The 21,212-nt window shown below is 45.2% G+C and carries 18 protein-coding genes; 5 read left to right on the top strand and 13 right to left on the bottom strand.

Features of this window, described 5'->3' with window-relative positions; all coding sequences use genetic code 11:
* Positions 1-317: 317 nt before the first annotated feature.
* From ACZ2XM_RS11985 to ACZ2XM_RS11955, 7 genes are all read right to left on the bottom strand, one after another.
* Complete coding sequence (locus tag ACZ2XM_RS11985) at positions 318-2,579, bottom strand: heavy metal translocating P-type ATPase (protein WP_490589087.1); 2,262 nt, start codon at positions 2,577-2,579, stop codon at positions 318-320.
* A gap of 279 nt (positions 2,580-2,858) precedes the next feature.
* Positions 2,859-3,083, bottom strand: coding sequence for a heavy-metal-associated domain-containing protein (locus tag ACZ2XM_RS11980; RefSeq protein WP_490589064.1), 225 nt, complete (start codon positions 3,081-3,083; stop codon positions 2,859-2,861).
* 132 nt (positions 3,084-3,215) lie between these two features.
* Positions 3,216-3,470 (bottom strand): RNA-binding protein, encoded by a 255-nt coding sequence (locus ACZ2XM_RS11975; protein WP_490589065.1) that lies wholly within the window; start codon positions 3,468-3,470, stop codon positions 3,216-3,218.
* A gap of 51 nt (positions 3,471-3,521) precedes the next feature.
* Positions 3,522-4,382 carry a 3-deoxy-8-phosphooctulonate synthase gene (kdsA, locus tag ACZ2XM_RS11970; protein WP_490589066.1) on the bottom strand — a complete coding sequence of 287 codons (861 nt, stop codon included), beginning with the start codon at positions 4,380-4,382 and terminating at the stop codon, positions 3,522-3,524.
* A gap of 230 nt (positions 4,383-4,612) precedes the next feature.
* A complete protein-coding gene (gene pyrG, locus ACZ2XM_RS11965; protein ID WP_490589067.1) occupies positions 4,613-6,307 on the bottom strand; it encodes a CTP synthase in 1,695 nt (564 codons plus the stop codon).
* Between the two features lie 155 nt (positions 6,308-6,462).
* On the bottom strand, positions 6,463-7,539 hold the full coding sequence (locus tag ACZ2XM_RS11960; protein ID WP_490589068.1) for a porin: 1,077 nt from the start codon (positions 7,537-7,539) through the stop codon (positions 6,463-6,465).
* A gap of 675 nt (positions 7,540-8,214) precedes the next feature.
* Positions 8,215-10,443: a malate synthase G gene (locus ACZ2XM_RS11955; RefSeq protein WP_490589069.1), complete on the bottom strand. Its 2,229-nt coding sequence runs from the start codon at positions 10,441-10,443 to the stop codon at positions 8,215-8,217.
* 822 nt (positions 10,444-11,265) lie between these two features.
* Here ACZ2XM_RS11955 and ACZ2XM_RS11950 point away from each other — a divergent pair.
* The gene (locus ACZ2XM_RS11950) at positions 11,266-11,961 is read left to right on the top strand and encodes a MiaE family protein (protein WP_490589088.1); all 696 of its coding nucleotides are present in this window, start codon (positions 11,266-11,268) and stop codon (positions 11,959-11,961) included.
* Between the two features lie 148 nt (positions 11,962-12,109).
* On the opposite strand, the gene ACZ2XM_RS11945 is transcribed toward ACZ2XM_RS11950, so the two are convergent.
* From ACZ2XM_RS11945 to mtgA, 6 genes are all read right to left on the bottom strand, one after another.
* The gene (locus ACZ2XM_RS11945) at positions 12,110-12,313 is read right to left on the bottom strand and encodes a hypothetical protein (protein WP_490589070.1); all 204 of its coding nucleotides are present in this window, start codon (positions 12,311-12,313) and stop codon (positions 12,110-12,112) included.
* A gap of 54 nt (positions 12,314-12,367) precedes the next feature.
* Positions 12,368-12,781 (bottom strand): hypothetical protein, encoded by a 414-nt coding sequence (locus ACZ2XM_RS11940; protein ID WP_490589071.1) that lies wholly within the window; start codon positions 12,779-12,781, stop codon positions 12,368-12,370.
* Positions 12,782-12,876: 95 nt separating this feature from the next.
* A complete protein-coding gene (locus ACZ2XM_RS11935) occupies positions 12,877-13,158 on the bottom strand; it encodes a hypothetical protein (protein WP_490589072.1) in 282 nt (93 codons plus the stop codon).
* Positions 13,159-13,227: 69 nt separating this feature from the next.
* A complete protein-coding gene (locus tag ACZ2XM_RS11930) occupies positions 13,228-13,413 on the bottom strand; it encodes a hypothetical protein (RefSeq protein ID WP_490589073.1) in 186 nt (61 codons plus the stop codon).
* A 370-nt stretch (positions 13,414-13,783) separates the two neighbouring features.
* The gene (gene ppk1, locus ACZ2XM_RS11925; protein ID WP_490589089.1) at positions 13,784-15,961 is read right to left on the bottom strand and encodes a polyphosphate kinase 1; all 2,178 of its coding nucleotides are present in this window, start codon (positions 15,959-15,961) and stop codon (positions 13,784-13,786) included.
* 310 nt (positions 15,962-16,271) lie between these two features.
* Positions 16,272-16,964: a monofunctional biosynthetic peptidoglycan transglycosylase gene (mtgA, locus tag ACZ2XM_RS11920; RefSeq protein WP_490589074.1), complete on the bottom strand. Its 693-nt coding sequence runs from the start codon at positions 16,962-16,964 to the stop codon at positions 16,272-16,274.
* Between the two features lie 335 nt (positions 16,965-17,299).
* On the opposite strand from mtgA, the gene ACZ2XM_RS11915 reads away from it, so the two are divergent.
* The 4 genes from ACZ2XM_RS11915 (at position 17,300) to ACZ2XM_RS11900 (ending at position 20,969) form a co-directional block, all read left to right on the top strand.
* Positions 17,300-17,638: a glutaredoxin family protein gene (locus ACZ2XM_RS11915; protein WP_490589075.1), complete on the top strand. Its 339-nt coding sequence runs from the start codon at positions 17,300-17,302 to the stop codon at positions 17,636-17,638.
* A gap of 295 nt (positions 17,639-17,933) precedes the next feature.
* Positions 17,934-19,127 carry an alpha-hydroxy acid oxidase gene (locus tag ACZ2XM_RS11910; protein WP_490589076.1) on the top strand — a complete coding sequence of 398 codons (1,194 nt, stop codon included), beginning with the start codon at positions 17,934-17,936 and terminating at the stop codon, positions 19,125-19,127.
* Positions 19,128-19,246: 119 nt separating this feature from the next.
* Positions 19,247-20,071 (top strand): rhomboid family intramembrane serine protease, encoded by an 825-nt coding sequence (locus ACZ2XM_RS11905; RefSeq protein WP_490589077.1) that lies wholly within the window; start codon positions 19,247-19,249, stop codon positions 20,069-20,071.
* 100 nt (positions 20,072-20,171) lie between these two features.
* Entirely contained in the window at positions 20,172-20,969 is a 798-nt protein-coding gene (locus ACZ2XM_RS11900) for a MipA/OmpV family protein (protein ID WP_490589078.1), read from the top strand.
* The last annotated feature ends 243 nt before the right edge of the window (positions 20,970-21,212 follow it).

The following is a 21,212-nucleotide window of genomic DNA, read 5'->3' as shown; positions in this document are numbered from 1 at the left end:
TTGCTAGCGCTCAGAACTACTACTTATCAGCTCAGGGCTGTTGATAGTTATTAAGGATGTTAATAGCTATTAGGGCTGTGAGTCATAAAGGAACGCTTATGGGCAGTCCATCTTCATAAACCATAAAATAAGCTTAAAAAAACCACTCAGTTAGAGCACAATCGCCAACTATAAGCATAGCGCTCATAATAACATAACTTGCCCATAATTTAGCAGCGTTACCCGCACGAACGCCTTTAACATTCTTGTTCGACTCGTTTCTCCAAGTCACTTCTTCAAGTGTATTCGTCAAATCACTTATTTAGATAGCCGCTGCGTTAAATCGTCGCATCTTCCGATGATACGGGCTTATCATAATCGATAGGCGTCACAGTCACTTCTTGACTACCAACACTGGTCTGATAACGGGTTAAACGCATCGCATTCATTAATACGGAAATGGAGCTGAGTGCCATGGCAGCCGCGGCCAGCATCGGATTCAGAAAACCAAAGGCCGCTAGCGGAATACCAATACAATTATAAATAAAGGCAAAAAACAGATTCTGCTTAATATTTTTCACAGTTGCATGGGCAATTTTTTGTGCCGCATCCACATGCATTAGCGAGCTGCCCATTAGCCTAGCGGAAGCGCTGTGTTGTGCCACATCCGTGCCTTCAAACATAGCAAAACTGGCATCGGCCGTCGCCATAGCGGGGGCATCATTGACGCCATCGCCGACCATGGCCACCTTATGCCCTGCCCCTTGTAAGGAGGCTATCTTCTCCGCTTTGTCGCGCGGGCTCAGATGCGCATAAGCTTCAGTGATGCCTAACTCGCCAGCCACATGATTGACGACCGACATTTTATCGCCACTCATCAAAATCACGTTAATATTGTCTGCCCGTAAGGCATCAATGGTTTGCTTGGCCTCATTTTTTAAATCATCGGCTAGCGCAAAAGCTCCCAATGGCGAGCCATTCACACTGACCGCGACGCTACTCGCAATTTGCCACACTTTAGGCATGTGCTTAGGCAAGGTTAAAGAGGCAAAATCAGGCGTACCGACCTTGATAGTGCCTAAGCCTGCAATCTGTGCAGAGATGCCCTGCCCTTGGACGACATTAATATCGCTAACATCCAGCAATTCTAAGCCTTGCGCATGAGCCGCATTGACTAGCGCAGTCGCTAAAGGATGGCTAGCATGGGCTTCGACACTGGCGGCCAGTTGTAAGACGTCTTGAATATTAATAGTGTTATCAACGACTACCTGATCTACTAATACGGGACGGCCTACTGTAAGCGTCCCTGTCTTATCCACCACGACGGTATCGATATTGCCCGCCGCCTCTAAGCTCTGCGCATCTTTAAACCAAACCCCATGCCGTGCTGCTACGCCCATACCCGCCATAATGGCTGCTGGCGTTGCTAACCCTAAGGCACAAGGACAAGCGATGACTAAAACCGCTACTGCATGCATAATCGCTGTTTCAAGATTGCCCGTAAGCCACCATGTCAGTCCCAAAGTCACCAAGGCAATCGCAACGACCACAGGGACAAAGATAGCCGTAACCTTATCGGCTAGACGGGCTAAATTAGCTTTTGAGCCTTGGGCATCGCTCAGCGCTTGCACCATATCGCCCAGCTGCGTTTGCGCTCCTGTGGCAGTCACTCGATAAACCAAACTGCCATTATCCACCAAGGCGCCTGCGAGCACCCCGTCACCGTCTTGTTTTTTTAGCGGTACCGACTCACCGGTTAAGTGGCTCTCAACACACCAACCTGAGCCGGCGATAACCACTCCATCGGTGGCAATACGGCTGCCCTGCTTAGCCCGCAGTTGATCCCCCACCACGACTTCAGATAAGGCCGCTGTGACAAAACTACCATCGGCTTGTTGTTTTTCAACATCGCTTGGCGTTAAGGATAATAAAAGGTCAATGCTGTTTAAGCTGTGCTTTTTGGTACGGGCTTCTAAATACTTACCCAAACGGACAAAAGCAATGACCATCACCCCGGCTTCAAAGTAAATATGCGAGTCATGGGTCATTGGTATCGCCATGGGGGCAGCCCCAGCCGCGAGACTTTGCAACATCTCTAGACCACCGCCTAAGATTAGCCAAGCATAGGTTGAGTACGCCCAAATGGTAACTGTGCCCAACACGACCAGCACATCCATATTGGCGACGCCGCCCTTGATGGAGGCCCAGGCACTCTTATAAAAAGGCCAAGCCAGGCCAAATTGCACGATGGTGGCGAGGATAAACTGTAACCACACTGGTGGCATCCAAGCCATCCCTTGCCCAACCATCATGCCGGCCATACCGACTAAAAACGGGATTAAACATAGCCAAATAGCCAGTAATCGCCAAGGCAGTTCGGTCGGTGTCTCCTCCGCTACGGCCCCAAGGGCTTGGCTCTCTTTCACATTGGCTTCAAAGCCCGTCTTCGCTACCCAAGCAATCACTTCATCGGCACTGGTTTGCGTACTGTCATAATCTACATTTAACGTCTCTGCGGCAAAATTGACACTGGCTTGCGTGATGGCTGGTTTTTTATTCAAAACCTTTTCGATGCGGGTGGCACAGGCTTGGCAAGACATACCGTCTACTGCCAACTGCAAATGGGCAAGTTTAGCAGGCTCTGCTTGCTTTGCAGTGGTATCGGTAGAGGTAACAGGAGTAGACAATGACATGATAATGCTCATTTTTGAAAAAGATGGAATAGATAATAGACGGTCTAATTGCGAGGGAAATACTTAAGGGCTTAGCTATTAAGGACTTAGCTATTAGAAACTTAGCCATAACGATAGACGCCTCTAAAGAAGCGCCTATTTATCTAACAAATTATAGCTACTAATCAATAACAGCTATGGCCAAAGCTAAGCATTAGCCACGGTAGCATCAAAACCTGCGTCTTCAATGGTTGCAGCGATTTGCTCAGCGCTTACTTGCGCATCATCAAAAGTCACTGTGGCCAATTTATCTTCTAGGTTCACTGAAAGTGTCTCTACGCCCGCTAGTTTGCTAACGACCGTATGCACGCTTTGTACGCAGTTATTACAGGTCATACCATCGACGTTGATAAGGCGAGTTTGCATAGTCATAATATTTTTCCTTAGTGTATTTATGGGTTGTCGTCATAAGTGTTGCTAAGTAGGCTATTTTTTAATAAATACTTTAACCACAGTCTGACACAAACACTGTCGACTCGCAGCCTACTTGAAAATTATTATAAATTATAAGTCGTTATTAGGGTTTTGCGGGGCATCTACAGGAAAAGGCTGGGTCACATAATCAACCGTACTGATAGCAGCGGTTAAGGCATGTATCGACGTCTCCGTATCTTCATAGCGGACCAGCGCCACATCGGTATCAGGATGCAGCTCTATAGCCGTCACACCATCGATGTTTTTAAGCGCCACCATCACCTCTTCTAGGCCTGCTGTATCGTCTATATTTTTGATGCTAACTTGCGCTATTTGGGTAGCCATTATAGGGACTCCAATAGAGTGTGAGAATAAAGAGTAAGAGTGTCAAATAGATTAATGGGTATCTAAAGTCTCAAAACCTTTAACCAAAGTATCAATCTGCTTAAGCTGCTTGAGGAAGGCTTCTAATTGGCTAAGTCTTAAAGCACACGGACCATCGCATTTGGCCTTTTCAGGTTCAGGATGCGCTTCTAAAAACAGTCCAGCCAAACCCGTTGCCATCCCGGCACGGGCTAGAGTAGTAATCTGCTCACGGCGGCCACCTGCACTATCACTACGGCCACCCGGCTGCTGTAAGCTATGGGTCACATCAAAGAATACCGGCACATCCATTTGCTTCATGGTATCGAATCCTAGCATATCCACCACTAGGTTGTTATACCCAAACGCTGTACCACGCTCGCACAAGATAATCTTATCATTACCGGCCTCTAAGCACTTATTCATAATATGGCGCATTTCATGCGGGGCTAAAAACTGCGCTTTTTTGATATTGATAATGGCATCCGTCTTTGCCATAGCTTGTACTAAGTCAGTTTGCCGGCTTAAAAAAGCAGGCAGCTGAATAATATCAGCTACTTCAGCGACGGGCGCGGCTTGATACGGCTCATGCACGTCCGTGATAATAGGCACATTATATTTTTCTTTAATATCAGCCAGCCATTGAATGCCTTTTTCTAAGCCAGGCCCACGGAACGAATGCAAGCTTGAGCGGTTGGCCTTATCAAAACTCGCCTTAAACACATAACCGATATCTAAACGCTGACAAATCTCGATATAGCTTTCGGCAATTTCAAACGCCATTTCTTGCGACTCTAAGACGTTCATGCCACCAAATAATACAAAAGGTTGATCATTGCCAATCCGGATATCACCTAACTGTAGATGCGACTGCGCAGTAGTTAATTCGCTCATGGAGGTCCTTATTTTTTATTAGATTAGTGGGGTCTGTTTGACCCTAAATAGGTTATAGAGACTATCATACGCTGAATAGTGCCCTCTATTGTAACGGAATATAAGGCCGCTGTTAAAATGCGCAGATAAAAAAAGACCAATATTAATATTGGTCTCTTTTATCAAAAGGGCAACTTGACTTAGCCAACCCTACTTAATGACTAATGCTAGTCACTAGCTAGCTATAATGATTAAGCCTTCTGCTCTTGCTGACTAATAGCAGCTTTGATAAAGCTAGCAAATAGCGGGTGGCCGCCACGTGGCGCACTAGTGAATTCCGGGTGGAACTGCACAGCGACAAACCAAGGATGCTCTGGAATCTCAACCGATTCTACCAAATGCTGCTTGGCAGAGTAGCCAGAGATTTTCATACCAGCAGACTCTAAAGGCTCGATGTAACGGTTGTTCATCTCATAGCGGTGACGATGACGCTCAGTAATCGTGCTAGCGCCATAAATCTTACGCAGTTTAGAGTCTTCAACCAATTCAGCTTGCTGTGCGCCTAAACGCATAGTGCCACCTAGGTCTGAATCATCACTACGAATCTGTAGCTCACCCTTTTCATCCAACCACTCAGTGATGAGACCGATGATAGGCTCTGCCGTCTTACGGTCAAACTCTGAAGAGTTGGCTTCAAGCTTTAGGACGTTACGGGCGTATTCGATTACCGCCAGTTGCATGCCTAAGCAGATGCCTAAATAAGGGACTTGTTGCGTACGCGCATAGGTAATAGCTTTCATCTTACCCATAGTACCGCGCTCGCCAAACCCACCAGGCACTAATATAGCATTGGCTTGGCTTAAACGTTCTACCACAGCGTCATCGCTATAGTCGCCTAAAGTTTCAGCATCTACATAATCGATATTGATGTGCTTTTTATAAATGATACCGGCATGTAGCAAGGCTTCGTTAATAGACTTATAAGCATCAGGCAGCTCGACATATTTACCAACGATAGCGACGGTAATTTCACCATCAGCGTTCAGCAAAGCATCAACCACATTATCCCAATCGGATAAATCAGCTTCCGGAACGTCTAAACCAAAACGCTCACAAATGATATCGTCCAAGTCTTGCTCATATAGCGTGCGCGGAATCTGATAAATGCTTTGCGCATCTTGGCACATGACGACGGCGCGCTCTTCCACGTTTGTGAATAGGGCGATTTTACGGCGATTATCTTCTGAGATGGGATGCTCTGAGCGGCAGATTAGGATATCTGGCTGCAGACCAATTGAGCGTAATTCTTTGACCGAATGCTGGGTTGGCTTGGTCTTAGTCTCACCGGCACTAGAGATATAAGGTACTAGGGTCAAATGCATTAACATTGCATTGCGATGGCCAAGCTCGACCTTCATCTGACGCACAGCTTCCATAAAGGGAAGTGATTCGATATCACCTACGGTGCCACCAATCTCAATGATAGCGATGTCATAACCTTCACCACTAGCTCTGATGCGATGCTTGATCTCATCAGTGATGTGCGGAATCACCTGTACGGTACCACCAAGATAATCACCACGACGCTCTTTATTCAATACCGTCTGGTAAATACGGCCGCTAGTGAAGTTATTGGTTTTACTCATTTTAGAGTGGCGTAAGAACCGCTCGTAGTAGCCTAAATCTAAGTCAGTCTCAGCGCCGTCTTCGGTGACGAACACTTCGCCGTGTTGAAAAGGGCTCATGGTCCCTGGATCAACGTTGATATACGGGTCCATCTTAGTCATAGTGACTTTTAGGCCACGGGCCTCTAAGATGGCCGCTAGCGAGGCTGCGGTAATACCCTTGCCTAAAGAGGAAACCACACCACCTGTTACGAAGATAAACTTAGGGTTGGTCAGTGATTTGGTCGTTGGGTCGTTGTTAATTATTTCGTTACTAGTCATCATGGCATCAAAACACGGTAGTGGTAAAAGGGGATTCTACTAAAAATCCCTTCAAATTAACAGAGCCTACGCACTATTAACCTAGGAAAAATAGTTATCATAAAAAAATCCACCCCGAGGGATGGATTTTTTAGTACTAGATTCTAATGGTTAGATTAGAATTTGTATTCTAGACCAGTACCAACTACGAATACTTCAGCATCGCCCATTGCAGGTGCGTAAACATCATCACCATTAGTATCTTTTATACCAGTATTATAGCGATAGGCAACATCGTCAGCTTTGTTCATACCAGCATAAAGATGAGCAATGATATTGTCTTTATACATGTATTTACCGCCAACTACGATCTGATTTGAATCAGCATCACCAAAACCGTTTAGGTTAGTAGTGTTGTTGTACTGAGCGTATACAGACGCAGGACGAGCAAAGTTAGTTAGACCCATTTCAGCACTTACAACTAGACCTTTCTCTTTTTCAGCACCACCATCATAGTCAGCTACTTGGTATAGAGCGCCAAGCATTACAGGAGCAGCCATGTATTTGCCTAGGTCTACAGTAGCGGTACCACGGATGATATCACCAGCGATGTTTTGATCTTTGTCATAAGCAAGACCAGCTGTGAAGCCTGTGCCTTGATCAAACATTGCTGCTACACCAAAACCTGCGTTGTCATTGCCGTTAGCATCATCAGAGCTATACATTGCAGACAGTTGTAATGGCATACCATTGTATTTAGGCGCAGTCCAGATGATTGAGCTTGGAATACGGTTACTATCCGCCATGTTTAGCGCATCAACAACTTCGTTTTCGTTCTGAGTAGTACCTAGGTTATCCCAGTAACCTTGGTTTACAACAACGTTGTCAATTCTAGCTAGGCTTGATTGGTTTTTACCAACACGGAACTCACCGAATTGCTTGTTAACCACACCAAGGAACGTGTCACGGTTAGTGAAACCATTTTTGTCGCCATCAACGCTAGTGCCGTACTCTAACTGATAGATAACATCAGTGTTAGCGGTCATAGCTTCAGAGCCTTTAAGACCAATACGTGAAGCATGAGAGTTGATTTCTACAGTATCTTCGTCGTAGTTAACGCCAGCTGCGCTTGTATCAAACTCAGCATTTACATAGTCAGCAGCTACGAAAGCTTTACCGTAAACAGTAGGAGCCGCGTTAGCAGCAGAAACAGATAGAGCAGCAACGGCTGATGCTAAAAGTAGTTTTTTCATGGGGAATATCTCCACTTAACAATTTTATTAACGGGCTGCCCTAGCAAGCTAACGCCCAAGATGATAACTCGTCGAATCCTCAAAAAGTAATGATAGACTCGTTACCAAGGTAAGGTGTAAAAGTATAGCAAACTTTTGTTACATTTTCATGAAACCGTCATACTCTGCTCTAAGATTGGTCGTCCAACCTATGATAATCAGCTTATGTAAGTTACATAATAGTGCCGTAACATCCGTTACTAAACTCGTACTTCGGATATAAGCATAACAACTTTGACATAATTTGCAACACTTTTTTTAATCGTCCTAGTACTTTTATTTTCGCAGATTCAACGATAGATTATTGACCATCAATAGGCATAGGCTTCACAGCTCATCGAACCCATTAGCAGAGTAAAAAAATGCTTTTTAATCTGGCAAATAAAAACCATTACTTAACAAACAGTGAATAAAATTAGTCGCTAACAACGCCATCAATAACTGGATGGCAATCATTTTTTCATACCATTTTGTGTGCAATTCTTCATCTGAAACTGCACTATTGGTTTTCGGCAACCTACCTTAACTTTATGATTGACCAGTAAATAGCTACAGCTGAGAGAACCTACAGGCCATAAAATAGGGGTCGTAACTATGGCTACGACCCCTACTGTATTAGTCTTTATTTATTTTAAATTAGCAAGCTTTAGCCTTTAGATTTAGACGTGCTTGATGCAATAACGGCTCAGTATAGCCACTAGGTTGCTCACGACCTTTAAAGACCAAGTCACACGCTGCTTGGAAGGCTACAGAGCCCTTGAAGTCAGCTGCCATAGGCTGGTAGCTAGCATCACCAACGTTTTGCTCATCGACGACTTTGGCCATACGCTTCATAGCGTCCATAACTTGCTCTTCTGTCACGATGCCATGGTGCAACCAGTTGGCAATGTGCTGACTAGAGATACGTAGGGTGGCACGGTCTTCCATCAAGCCTACATCGTTGATGTCCGGCACTTTTGAGCAGCCAACGCCATGATCTACCCAGCGTACGACATAGCCCAAGATACCCTGCGCATTATTCTCAACTTCTTGACGCTTTTCTTCGTCCGTCCAGTTAGTGTCTTTGGCTAATGGAATGGTGATGATGTCATCAAGGCTGGCCCGTTTACGCGATTTCAGCTCATTTTGCACTTCATTCACGTTGACTTGATGGTAATGGATGCTGTGCAAGGTAGCCCCAGTAGGTGAAGGTACCCAAGCCGTAGTCGCGCCCGCTTGTGGATGACCCGCTTTGGTCGCCATCATTTCTTTCATCTCATCAGGCTTGGCCCACATGCCTTTACCAATCTGCGCATGGCCTTGTAGACCCGTCTCAAGACCGATATCCACGTTCCACTGCTCATAGGCAGGCTGCCACACTTGTGACTTCATATCGCCTTTACGCACAAAAGGACCGGCATTCATACTGGTGTGCATCTCATCGCCAGTACGGTCTAAGAAGCCTGTATTAATAAAGATAACACGCTCTTTGGCCTGACGAATCGCTTCTTTTAGGTTGACCGTCATACGGCGTTCTTCATCCATAATACCGATTTTTAAAGTATTACGAGGAATGTTTAGCAAGTCTTCAGCCGCTGAGAATAGGTCTACTGCAAATTTCACCTCTTCAGGGCCATGCATCTTCGGCTTCACGATGTACATTGAGCCTTTGCGTGAGTTAGACAGCTCATTGTTGCCTTTGATATCATTTAACGTGAGTAACGAAGTAATAAGAGCGTCCATGATACCTTCGAAGATCTCTTCTTGACCTTCTCCCAAATCTACTAAAATTGCTGGGTTTTGCATTAGGTGACCGACGTTACGAATGAGCAATAACGAGCGACCTGGTAGCACTAATTTGCCGCCATCTGGCGTGGTGTATTCGCGGTCTGGATTCAGTTTACGCGTACGCTCTTTACCGCCTTTCATAAAGGTTTCAGAAAGATCACCATTCATTAGGCCAAACCAGTTGCGATATACTTCTACTTTTTCTTCAGCATCTACTGCAGCGACGGAATCTTCACAATCCTGAATAGCCGTGATCGCCGACTCAAGCAACACATCTTTGATATTCGCAGGATCGTCTTGACCTACCGGATGGTTGGCATCGATTTGAATCTCAGCATGCAAGTTATTATTCTTCAGCAAGATACCCGTTGGTGCAGCAGCGTCGCCCACATAACCCGCAAACTTAGCCGCGTCTTTTAGTTCGGTTTTGCTATCGCCTTGGGAAACAACCAGCTTGCCTTCTTCTACTGCAAAACCCGTCGCATCGTTATACGAGCCTTGTTGTAAAGCAAAGTGCTCATCTAAGAAAGCTTTGGCATAAGCCACGACTTCAGCACCACGCTTAGGATTGTAGCTGCTGCCTTTGTCTTTACCGTCAGCATCATCAATCATATCGGTGCCGTATAAGGCATCGTACAAGCTGCCCCAACGCGCATTTGCAGCGTTTAGCGCATAACGAGCATTACGTACAGGCACTACCAACTGCGGTCCTGGAATACTGGCAATCTCAGCATCCACATTTTCTGTAGTCACGGTGAAATCATCACCTTCAGGTAGCAGATAGCCGATATCGGTCAAAAACTGCTTATATTTAGGATAGTCAATCTGACCATCTTGCGCAGGGTTATCCAAATGCCATTGGTTAATTTGCTCTTGTAAATCCGTACGCTTTGCCAATAGCGCCTTATTGCGTGGCATCAGGTCTTTGACGACCTTTTCAAAGCCGGTCCAATAGCTGTCTGAGGTCACATCAACGCGCGGCAGTACTTCATTTTCAATAAAGTCATAAAGCTGCTTATCAATGGCAAGCGCGCCTTTTTGTACCCGATTGGCATTATCTGTTGACTGCTGTTGTGCCTGATTTTGAGACTGGGTCATATTGCTATCCTTATTGTCAGAGTAATAAAATAAAGTACGATGAAAAGAGTAAGAACTGTGAGATAGGAACACAAGCGGCGTTCCTAGTGAGCTTAGTAGACCAGTAGCAAGACTGAGCCTTTATAAACACTAGCGGGTAACCGCTGATTAGCAGGTTGTAAAGTTGAGTTTTAGCATAAGGCAGTTAAGGTTTTAAATTCAACCGCTTTTTATATGAACATAGACATAAGCTATGACAACTCGCCTCAACCCGTAGCATTAGAAGCCTAATGTAGGCTAAAGACGGTCTAGGCATGTCTTTTTTTTAGGGGATAATAACTCACCACTACCCTAGCACGCTATTAAGGCGTTGTCGGCTTTAAGAGGCATATTGGCTTTAAAGTGCCTATTGAGTGATGACTATTGGTGGACCAAATCATGATAGCGGACTGTAAATAAGCGTGCAGATAGCACCACTGTCTTAGCCCTCTTTCGCTGTCACAATTGTTATCGTACTATCAAAGTAGGAAATTAACAAGGCAGGGGTATTTAGCTAATAAATAGTAGGACTCAATAAATGTGATGTCCCAATTATTTACAGGGTTGCAGCGCATATTTTTACGAAAAATATATCATGACTTATGGGTAAGCTTATAGAAACTTAAAGGATTACTACGAGATTAGGCTAGGCTTCAGCTTGTTTGCTACAATAGCGGCATAAAATTTTTGCGTTTAACTTTCCTTTAATTTGCCTTTAAAGAACGCCCTATATTGGCTTCCTAACTCCTTGCGAGTTTCCTGTTAAGTGATAAGTGATAAGTGATTACTATGAATACTGAGGTTATGCTCGAAAATGCTGAGTTACCCCTTGCCGACACATTGACACAGTCTGATGATATTACCCCTACTACAGCCTCATCCACAGTAGATTTGACCCCCATCTATAATTTTTTGGGTGCTAGAACGTCTCAGGCTTGGGTTGATGCTGCGCTAGCGAACTTGCCGACGATTATCCAAGACCATGCCAATTGTGAAAAAAAGGCTGCGGGTACGGCTATGAATATCATCTTTCGTTATGAGTTTGCCTATAATCTACAGTGTAAATTGGCGCAGCTGATTCGTGAGGAGATGCTGCATTATGAGCAAGTGATTAAACTGATGCATGAGCGCGGTCAAACTTGGCAGCACCTATCTGCGGGACGCTATGCTAAGGGCATGCTGAAACATAAGCGCTCTTATGAGCCTGCTGCCATGGCTGATGTGCTAATCATTGGGGCCTTTATAGAGGCGCGTTCTTGTGAGCGTTTTGCGGCCTTAGCGGAGCAAATACAAGATGAGCGTTTGGCTCGATATTATCGCTACCTGCTCAAATCAGAAAGCCGACATTTTGAAGACTATTTGGCCTTAGCTCGTGAAATGACGGCTAAAGATCCTGCCGAGGATATAGATCAGCGTATTGCGCTATTCAAAGCAGTAGAGGCTGAGCTGATTACTAGCCCTGATCCTGAAGTACGTTTTCATAGTGGCGTGCCAGCCTAGTTATAAAGACTCTAGCTGCTGACTTCTAGCCATAAAAAAATCTCAGTAAAAGCGCCTCTAAGCCTCTTACTGAGATTAATTATTTATACTAAGCTATGACTTATATCTAACTAGCTAACTATACCTACCCAACTCGGCTCAATCCCTCTCAGTCTTTGGTAACGTCTGTATTGTATTGGGTATGGTCTTTGGCGACATGATGCGGATCTTGATCGGGCACTAACTCTGCCGCAGCAGCAGGATTGGCATTCTGTAACGCATCCTCTGGCACGACCCCATTGGTATCATCTGCATCTCTTAATTTATAATCTGCTATTTTATCTTGGTCAGGTTGTGAATCATTTATCGACATAATATTTCCTTAAAAAATGATAAATATAGAGAGCAAATGGCAGTAGGCTCTAGCCTACTTTTCTTGATCAGTAGTATTTAATACTCGAGTTTGCGCATTATCGACACTGGCATAGCGGTTTAGGTCATTAATCTCATCACTTTTAGGGTTATGCGGGCTAGCATGCGCAGTAGTTTTGTCGTTTACGCCATCATCGAAAGCATCACCCTCTTGATCACGACGGTCAGGCTGACGAGCAGGCATATCGCCTTCGTTTACGTGCTCCGTACCGACTAGATTATCATCAAAAGTTTCCGTCCCTTTATTGACTGAAGTCTCTGCCGCTAAACGAGCATCTTCTGCTACTCTATCAGTTAGAACCGTGTCATCCAGTGAAGCATCTGCGATATGATTGGCTTCGACAGGCTCACTACGATTGATGGCAGGCTCTATAGGGGTTTTACTTAAATGCGGGTCATTGGTTTCCATCGTATTCACCTTATTGTTCATTATTTTAGGGGTTACTATCTAATTTTAAAAATGACTATTCATTAGTCAAAATCATAGATCGTTAGAATAGCAGCTTAGATTTCATTGCCTTTTTGGCTCAAATCATAGGCATTTAGGTCAGCGACATTTTTGCCACCTGGTGGTAAGTCTTCCTGCTTACGCGGGTCTGAATAAATTTCATCAGTCTCTTGTGAGTCCTGCATAGGGCCATCAATATCAGGCTGATGCTTGCGGCCTTCAAAGCTGTCTTTTGGGTTTTCATCTGTTGGAATTTCTGGCGTCGTAGAGACCTGCTCTGCTGACTCTTCAACAACAACTTGACGCTCGTCATCAATGATTACTTTTTTGTCGTTCATAACATGTCCTTACAGATATTGAATAAATAGATGTCGAATAACTAGAGGTGAAATAAATAGATATAACGCTTATTTATCCGTACGCACGGAGTCATCAATAAAAGGAGTCTTCTGCTCTTCTGTCAGGCTCTCAGCTTCTTCAGCTTTATCAACATTGCTCGTATCTAAGTTTTCTGAAATTTGCTCGGCATCAGCATTATCAATGGCTTGCTTTACTTGAGACTGGTCTGGATTATTAGGTTGATTATTACTCATAATGGTATGTCCTAGATTATTTTAGTTATTGAATGTTATTAACTCTGCTAGGTTCAAAATTATAATAATCTACGGTATGTTGCCAGTGGTCACGCGTATCCAAATGTGAAAAATTGTGATAACCCTGCTCGCTTTGTAACCAGACTTGCCCGCATTGCGTAGTCGAATTTTTAGTCGATAAGATAACCACTACATCATATGACCCAATAAATCTAGATTTTTAGCTAGTTAGCACACGTAATTTCAATTGCTTATAAATCATTAGTTTTAGGCTTATAAGCTTGTACTGCTTATTTTGCATGAATAACCCATACAAACAAAAACAGCGCCCAATTTAAGGCGCTGTCTGTGCAATGCTAGATAACCAATATTAACTCTCTGTATTGAGCAGACTGACTTCATTAATCGTAGCTAATAAGTAATCCTGAGCAATATGCGGGGTCTCGCCTGCTTGAGGGTGACAACGATGCCACTGTCCATTGCCTGCCAACTCCCAAGCCTGCACGTTATCTTGCAAGTAGTTAATCAGACCTTGCTCATACACCTTTTTGAATAATTTCTTATCTTCAATGGGGAAAGCCACCTCAACACGATGGAATAGATTGCGGTCCATCCAGTCAGCGCTGCCACAATATAAGCGCTCGTCGCCCCCATTATAAAAATAGTAGACGCGGGTATGCTCCAAAAAGCGACCTATCACTGAGCGCACGGTAATATTGTCTGACAGTCCGGGTACTTGCGGGCGCAGACAGCACATCGAGCGTAATATCAGCTCAATTTTTACCCCGGCTTGCGAGGCATCATAAAGTTTATCGATCAGTTTACGCTCAGTTAGGGCATTGACCTTGATAATGATATGCGCTTTTTTACCCGCTTGAGCATTGGCAATCTCATCATCAATAAACGCCATGAGCTGATCGTGCAAGGTAAAAGGCGCATGTAAGAGCTTTTTCAAATTGGCCGGCTTGCCCATTCCGGTCAGCTCTTGGAAGATTTTATGCACATCTTCAGAGATATCGGGGTCAGCTGTAAATAAGCCGTAATCGGTATAGGCCTTGGCATTACCCGCATGATAGTTACCCGTCCCTAAATGCACATAACGGCGAATATACTCATCTTCTCGGCGCACAATGAGCATGAGCTTGGCATGGGTTTTATAACCGACGATACCATAGACCACGACCACGCCAGCCTCTTGCAGGAAGTTCGCTACGGCGATATTAGACGCCTCATCAAAGCGAGCGCGTAGCTCGATGACGGCGGTAACTTCTTTACCATTACGGGCAGCAGCAGCTAGCGCTTGTACGATTTCAGAGTTGGTACCAGAGCGATATAGCGTCTGCTTAATAGCGAGGACTTTAGGGTCATTAGCCGCTTGCCAAAGCAGGTTTACAATTGGAGAGAACGCATGGAACGGGTGATGCACTAACACATCCCCACGGCGCATGGCCGTAAACATGCTTCTTGATTTCTCGCCTTTTTCGAAAGACTCGCGGCGGAAAGCTTTGGGCACCATATGGGTAAAAGACTCGTAGCGTAGACCGGGCAGATTAAAATCAAACAGTAAGCGGGTCAGGTTGACCGGGCCATTCACACGATAGAGCTGGTTGGCATGCAGCTCAAACTCTTCTAATAGGAAGTCGATGATGCTCTGTGGGCAGTTGGTGGTGACCTCAAGGCGTACTTTATCGCCAAAACGACGGTTTTCCAGCTCGCCTTCTAAGGCTTTAGCGATATCCTCAACATCATCTGCTAGGTTTAAATCGGCATTACGGGTCAGTCTAAACTGATGGCACCCCTTCACCGTCATCCCGGGAAACAGCTCATTCACATGCTCATGGATGATAGCCGATAGCATGACATGGTGCTCTTTGCCGCCCGTTAACTCATCAGGTAAGCGAATCACGCGTGGCAAACTGCGCGGGGCTGGCACGACTGCTAAATTAATATCACGACCAAAGGCGTCTTTGCCCTCTAAGCTCACCATAAAGTTGAGACTTTTATTGACCAAGCGTGGGAACGGATGCGCCGGATCAATACTAATCGGGGTCAGTACGGGCATGACCTGCTCGATAAAGTAACGCTTCATCCAAGCAGATTGCGCAGCGTCTAGCTCATCGCGCTTCAGATAGCGGATATCGCGTTTGGCCAATTCGGGCAAGACGTCTTCGTTTAAGATACGATATTGTTCAGCGATGGCCTCATGAGTAATACCGGCAATCAGGCGCAACACTTCGCTTGGGCGCATACCGTGTGGGGTACTGGCCACATCGGCATGATTTAACTTTTGCATGAGACCCGCCACACGAATCTCGAAAAACTCATCCATGTTTGATGAGAAAATAATCAAAAAGAACAAACGCTCTAGCAAAGGATGGCGTGGGTCTTTGGCTTGTGCCAATACGCGTAAATGAAAATGCAGTAAGGAGATGTCGCGATGAATATAGCTGTTGGCCGAGTAAGTGCCATCGTCAAAACGCTGCCAATCAATCTGCGTTAAAGCCGCGCCGCCGTTAGCAGTATCACTGCCATTATCTTGAGCGGCCATAGGCTCCTCAATCATGGCATTCGCAGCCGCAATTTTAGCGGCCAGTTTCGTCGTGTTGCTTTTAGTAGCGTTGTTAGTAGCGTTATTTTTAGTAGTTTGGTCTGTAGTAGAGGTCGAGGGAACGGCGGTCATGATGGCTTCCTAATGGGCGGGTAACGCTAAGTGCAACTAAGTAAAATAACAATAGGCTTTATATAAGCCTATTCCTTAAAGTGAGACGCCTGCATATATTTTGCTTAAAGCTTTGAATCCTCAATCGATTATAGCGTATTAATATGATTGTTTTATGTCAGAGCCAAGGGGCCGACGCTTACTCCGCTGGTGGCGCTGGCAAGGCGGCACTGTTCATGCGTCTCATGATGATACGCTGCTTATTACGTAGACGTTTAGCGCCTTGATGTTCTTCATAATATTTAGGGTTCGGTAACATAGCAATTAATAGCGCTGCTTCATCACGGTTGAGTTTTTTAGCCGGCTTATCAAAGTAATGCTGAGCTGCCGCTTCAATGCCGTAAATACCATTACCAAATTCTGCCACATTGAGATAGACGGCGAGAATACGCTGTTTGTCCCACATATTTTCGAGCAACACGGTGATGAGGGCCTCTTCGCCTTTACGGACATAGGAGCGATGCGAGGTTAAGAATAAATTTTTGGCCAACTGCTGAGTAATGGTCGAGCCCCCTGCGCTTGCCTTACCCGACTCTTCATTCTTTTGCCTAGCCGCTTCGATACCTTCCATATCAAAGCCTTCATGATTGATAAACTTAGCATCCTCGCTAGCAATAGCCGCTTGCTTGACGGGCTTGGCTATTTGGTCATAGTCTACCCACTCTTGCGTGACCGAACCGCCGCCAATACGATGCGCGAGCATAAACATACTGTTTTCAACCGGTTGACTCTTCCACATCGCCAGTAAAGCTATGACCAAAATTTGGTAGGCCACGAATAGCAGCATGAGAGAGATAAGTATGCGCTTAATAAATTTAAACAAAGCTGACATTAGCGACTGCCTAATATAATGAAAAGAAGGTATTAAATACTGGGCGGCATAGCGAGCTGCCGTCAGCGCATCCACAGTGTGCGCGTTTAGTGGACGCCATAAAGTATGCTATCTTACCCAAACCTGCCCCTAGTGTCATTAGCTAACCACTATGGTCCGTAGTTTAAATTGAGGATAATCAATGATAATTCTTAAAAATTCTATGCCAATACTTTACTGCTTATGGTCTTATTAGTACCTGTATTATAGCCTTGTTAGTGCCTTTAATGATTGGCTTTGACCGCAAAGCCTTGGCCATTATTCCCGTTTCATCCATTGCAATAGGTTAATTCCTTATGACTATCTCCCCATTAGTGACCGCCACCTTAACCACGACGCCAATGAATCCTGAGCAGTGGCGACAACGGTTGGCGGCGCAGTGCCCTGATTTGGATGCGGATACTTGGTGGTTACTCGGTACGGCTGGCTGTCATCTGTGTGATGTGGCTGAAGGCCTGATTCAACGATTGCAGACTGTCATTCCCATCTCTTATCAACTATTAGATATTGTTAGACTAACGGATGATGACATGGCGGCCTTTGCTACTGAAATTCCGGTACTACTTACCCCCAAGGCACGGCTGAACTATCCTTTTTCTATATTAGATTTGCAGCAGTTGGCTACCCAGCCTTAACCCATAGCAATGCACTCTCACTACTACGCTCGCCGCTAAGGCATCAAGGAAGTCAAAATTGCTGTTGCACAAAAATAGCCAAAGATTACTCAGCACAATAGCGTTTCCCGTATTAAACTAATAACTATATTAATGCTTTAGCTCTGAATTTGTACGACCTCTAGCCCCAACTCAGTACCCTCTACAGTCAATCCTGTTGACTCTGCACCCAATCTTGAGTGGACTGCCAATAATAATCCCCTTACTTAATAAGAAATTGAGCACTTACCCCCTAGCTGGCTCATAAGGACATGCGATGAAAGACCTGAAAAAAATTACTGAAATTGAAGATTTGCGCCGTGTGGCTGAGCGTAAAGTACCGCGTATGTTCTATGATTATGTAGACTCAGGGTCCTGGACAGAGACGACTTACCGTAATAATGAAACGGACTTTGACCGCATTAAATTGCGCCAGCGTGTGCTAGTCAATATGGAAGGCCGTAGTTTGGCCACCAAAATGATTGGTGAAGAGGCGCATATGCCAGTGGCGATAGCGCCGACTGGATTTACTGGGATGATGTGGGCAGATGGTGAGATTCATGCCGCGCGAGCTGCTGAGAAATTTGGTATTCCTTTTTCCTTATCCACTATGAGTATTTGCTCGATTGAAGATGTGGCTGAAAATACCAGTCGCCCATTTTGGTTTCAACTTTACGTCATGCGCGATCATGAGTATGTGGCCAACCTTATTAAACGCGCTAAGGCTGCCAACTGCTCGGCCTTGATATTAACTGCGGATTTGCAGGTATTGGGGCAACGTCATAAAGATATTAAGAATGGACTGTCAGCGCCACCGCGCCCGACCTTGGCTAATATTTTGAATCTGATGACCAAACCGCAATGGTGTATGAATATGCTGCAAACCCGTCGCCATACCTTTGGTAATATCGTGGGTCATGCAAAGGGTGTAGATGATTTGTCTTCCTTGACCGCTTGGACCGAAGAGCAATTTGATCCTCGTCTGAGCTGGGATGATGTCGCACGTATTAAAGACATGTGGGGCGGCAAACTCATCATCAAAGGCATCATGGAACCAGAAGACGCTATTTTAGCGGCTCGTAGCGGTGCCGATGCGCTAGTAGTCTCAAATCATGGCGGTCGGCAATTGGATGGCGCGCTCTCCTCTATCGCGGCTTTATCTGATATCGTACAGGCCGTCCATGCGGAAAATAGCAATATTGAAGTTTGGCTCGATAGCGGCGTGCGCTCAGGACAAGATGTGTTGAAAGCCATCTCTCTTGGCGCTAAAGGCACGATGATTGGACGCTCATTTTTATATGGGTTGGGTGCGTATGGGGAAGATGGTGTGCGCCGTGCGCTAGAGATTCTCTATAAAGAATGCGATATTACGATGGCTTTTTGTGGCCATACCAATATTAATAAAGTAACTGATGATATTTTGGTGAGGGGAACGTTTGAAAATTTAAAAGTTTCTCCCTCACGTGCTTAGCTAATACTTTGATAGGCATGGATACTATGAATGCCTTATATTAGTAGCTCCTTTTATTAAATGAGTGCCTACCAAACCCGATAAGCACGACTGACTATAAATAAGGCCTTACCCTAGCTATGACTTTGCAAACGTTATTAAAAAAAGCCCCAATTACCACCCTATTGCTTATAAGCTTCGTCGGCTTATATCTTATTCAGCTCTTCACTGGGGTAGATGCCAATAATCCTACTTCGCAAGATTTGATTCATTGGGGTGCCAATGCCTTGCCATTCACTATGATTGATGAGCCTTGGCGACTGCTTACCAGTGCGTTTTTGCATATTGGGCTCATGCATCTAATCTTTAATACCTTTGCCATGTATTTCTTTGGGCAAGTCGCTGAGCCTATGTTTGGTCATGCGAAATTTCTGGCCATATTCTTACTCTCTGCGGTCGGCGGCACGCTATTAAATAACTATGTCACTTGGTATGCACTAATTAATGAGGGGGCACAGCCTGGACTCTCAGCTGGGGCTTCCGGCGGGATTATGGGGATTGGTGGGGCTTTATTAGTAGGGGCGCTATTTAAAGTGGCCGTTGGTGGCCTAATGCTAAACCTACGTAGCTTAGTCCTCATTATGGGGATTAACTTAGTTTACGGATTTGCCGTGCCTGGCATTGATAATGCGGCTCATATTGGAGGCGCTATCACTGGTGCCCTACTGGCCTTACCTATCGCTCTTGCCTATCGTAAACAAGGCCTTACGGTACAGCCAAACGCCCCGTATTCTCCTGCTGCGGTCTCGGCTAATGGTCATGGGGCTAATGGTCATAACGCTAATAATGGCATTTGGCAGTTACTACCTTGGCTAGTCATCGTAGCGGTTACGGTCGCTTTTTACTTCTGCTGGCTAGACATTTATCAACAGATAGCGCTACACTTAAAACAATTGGAAGCCTAACGCTATATCTCTTTAACGAAAGTATAATCTTACCCATTTTATCAATGCCAACTAAGGCTATATTTAGCCTCCTGCCCACCTTTATATACGAGACTTGCTGATGACTACCTTACTTCGCCCTTTGCCTTTAGCGACCGCCCTATTAGGTAGCACGGTCCTGCTGATGACCAGTGTATCTGCGCAAGCTGCTCCGTTTGATAATAACTTACCGGCTGACCCGGATGCCGAGCTCAGCGTGGGCGTCAATGTCCGCTATGAGCAGTCCCCTTATGATACCGATAGCAGTGAGTTTGCGGTATTGCCAGGGCTGTTTTATGACAATAATAAAGTCTATGCGCGTGGTAACACCTTTGGCGCCTATATCATTAATGACGGCACCCATCAATTGGATGGCTTTGCGCAAATCGCTGGCAACAGCTTTGATCCAGACGATGCTGAAGGTGCACTCGCGGGTCTAGATGAACGTAAATGGACGGGACTGGCTGGTCTAAGCTATCTACAGCGTACTCCTATCGGTGGCTTCCGCGCCCAAGTCGCTACTGATATCGCCGGTCGTACCGATGGTAGCGTGGCTCGCTTGACCTATCTGGCCAAATATAGCACCGACAAGCTCACTGTCTATCCAAGTATCGGCCTTGAGTGGAATGACAGCGATTATAATGACTATTACTATGGTATTAGCGATCAGGAAGCGACGAAGACCGGTCTGCCAAGCTACTCTCCTGGCTCAAGCGTTAGTCCTTATATCAACGTCAGTGGCATGTATGACTTCAATGATAAGTGGGCAGGCTTTGCCAGTCAGAGCATCGATTATCTCTCGGATAAGCAATACGATAGCCCTATGGTCGACTCACGTATTGACTCTAAAACGACTTTAGGCTTGCTTTATAAGTTCTAGAGTTAGTTTTGAAGAGTATTAGAAAAATCCTCCCCAGCCCTGAGTCAGGTAACAACAAAGCACTGTTTTGTCCTGACGCAAGACAAGAGCTGTGCTCGCGTAGTTAAAAGGAGGGGACGTTCTTGCATAGTTCATATAGATACAAATCTTCTTTTTAAAATGGTACGTAGATACCATCTTAGCAAATCAGAATCAAGAGGCGATATGAGCGACTTGAGGCTGATAAGGCATTTGGTGTTTTAT

This window comes from Psychrobacter sp. CoH-33_TS_01 (genome assembly GCF_058189395.1).
This window is presented reverse-complemented; position numbering and strand designations above follow the sequence as displayed.

Excerpts from the sequence above, each read along its gene's own strand:
- ACZ2XM_RS11935 (WP_490589072.1), bottom strand. The coding sequence starts at position 13,158 with ATGAACGACAAAAAAGTAATCATTGATGACGAGCGTCAAGTTGTTGTT.
- pyrG (WP_490589067.1), bottom strand. The coding sequence starts at position 6,307 with ATGACTAGTAACGAAATAATTAACAACGACCCAACGACCAAATCACTG.
- ACZ2XM_RS11900 (WP_490589078.1), top strand. The coding sequence starts at position 20,172 with ATGACTACCTTACTTCGCCCTTTGCCTTTAGCGACCGCCCTATTAGGT.
- ACZ2XM_RS11930 (WP_490589073.1), bottom strand. The coding sequence starts at position 13,413 with ATGAGTAATAATCAACCTAATAATCCAGACCAGTCTCAAGTAAAGCAA.
- ACZ2XM_RS11955 (WP_490589069.1), bottom strand. The coding sequence starts at position 10,443 with ATGACCCAGTCTCAAAATCAGGCACAACAGCAGTCAACAGATAATGCC.
- ACZ2XM_RS11975 (WP_490589065.1), bottom strand. The coding sequence starts at position 3,470 with ATGGCTACCCAAATAGCGCAAGTTAGCATCAAAAATATAGACGATACA.
- ACZ2XM_RS11945 (WP_490589070.1), bottom strand. The coding sequence starts at position 12,313 with ATGTCGATAAATGATTCACAACCTGACCAAGATAAAATAGCAGATTAT.
- ACZ2XM_RS11960 (WP_490589068.1), bottom strand. The coding sequence starts at position 7,539 with ATGAAAAAACTACTTTTAGCATCAGCCGTTGCTGCTCTATCTGTTTCT.
- ACZ2XM_RS11950 (WP_490589088.1), top strand. The coding sequence starts at position 11,266 with ATGCTCGAAAATGCTGAGTTACCCCTTGCCGACACATTGACACAGTCT.
- ACZ2XM_RS11905 (WP_490589077.1), top strand. The coding sequence starts at position 19,247 with ATGACTTTGCAAACGTTATTAAAAAAAGCCCCAATTACCACCCTATTG.
- ACZ2XM_RS11915 (WP_490589075.1), top strand. The coding sequence starts at position 17,300 with ATGACTATCTCCCCATTAGTGACCGCCACCTTAACCACGACGCCAATG.
- kdsA (WP_490589066.1), bottom strand. The coding sequence starts at position 4,382 with ATGAGCGAATTAACTACTGCGCAGTCGCATCTACAGTTAGGTGATATC.
- mtgA (WP_490589074.1), bottom strand. The coding sequence starts at position 16,964 with ATGTCAGCTTTGTTTAAATTTATTAAGCGCATACTTATCTCTCTCATG.
- ACZ2XM_RS11980 (WP_490589064.1), bottom strand. The coding sequence starts at position 3,083 with ATGACTATGCAAACTCGCCTTATCAACGTCGATGGTATGACCTGTAAT.
- ACZ2XM_RS11910 (WP_490589076.1), top strand. The coding sequence starts at position 17,934 with ATGAAAGACCTGAAAAAAATTACTGAAATTGAAGATTTGCGCCGTGTG.
- ACZ2XM_RS11985 (WP_490589087.1), bottom strand. The coding sequence starts at position 2,579 with ATGTCTTGCCAAGCCTGTGCCACCCGCATCGAAAAGGTTTTGAATAAA.
- ACZ2XM_RS11940 (WP_490589071.1), bottom strand. The coding sequence starts at position 12,781 with ATGGAAACCAATGACCCGCATTTAAGTAAAACCCCTATAGAGCCTGCC.
- ppk1 (WP_490589089.1), bottom strand. The coding sequence starts at position 15,961 with ATGGCCGCTCAAGATAATGGCAGTGATACTGCTAACGGCGGCGCGGCT.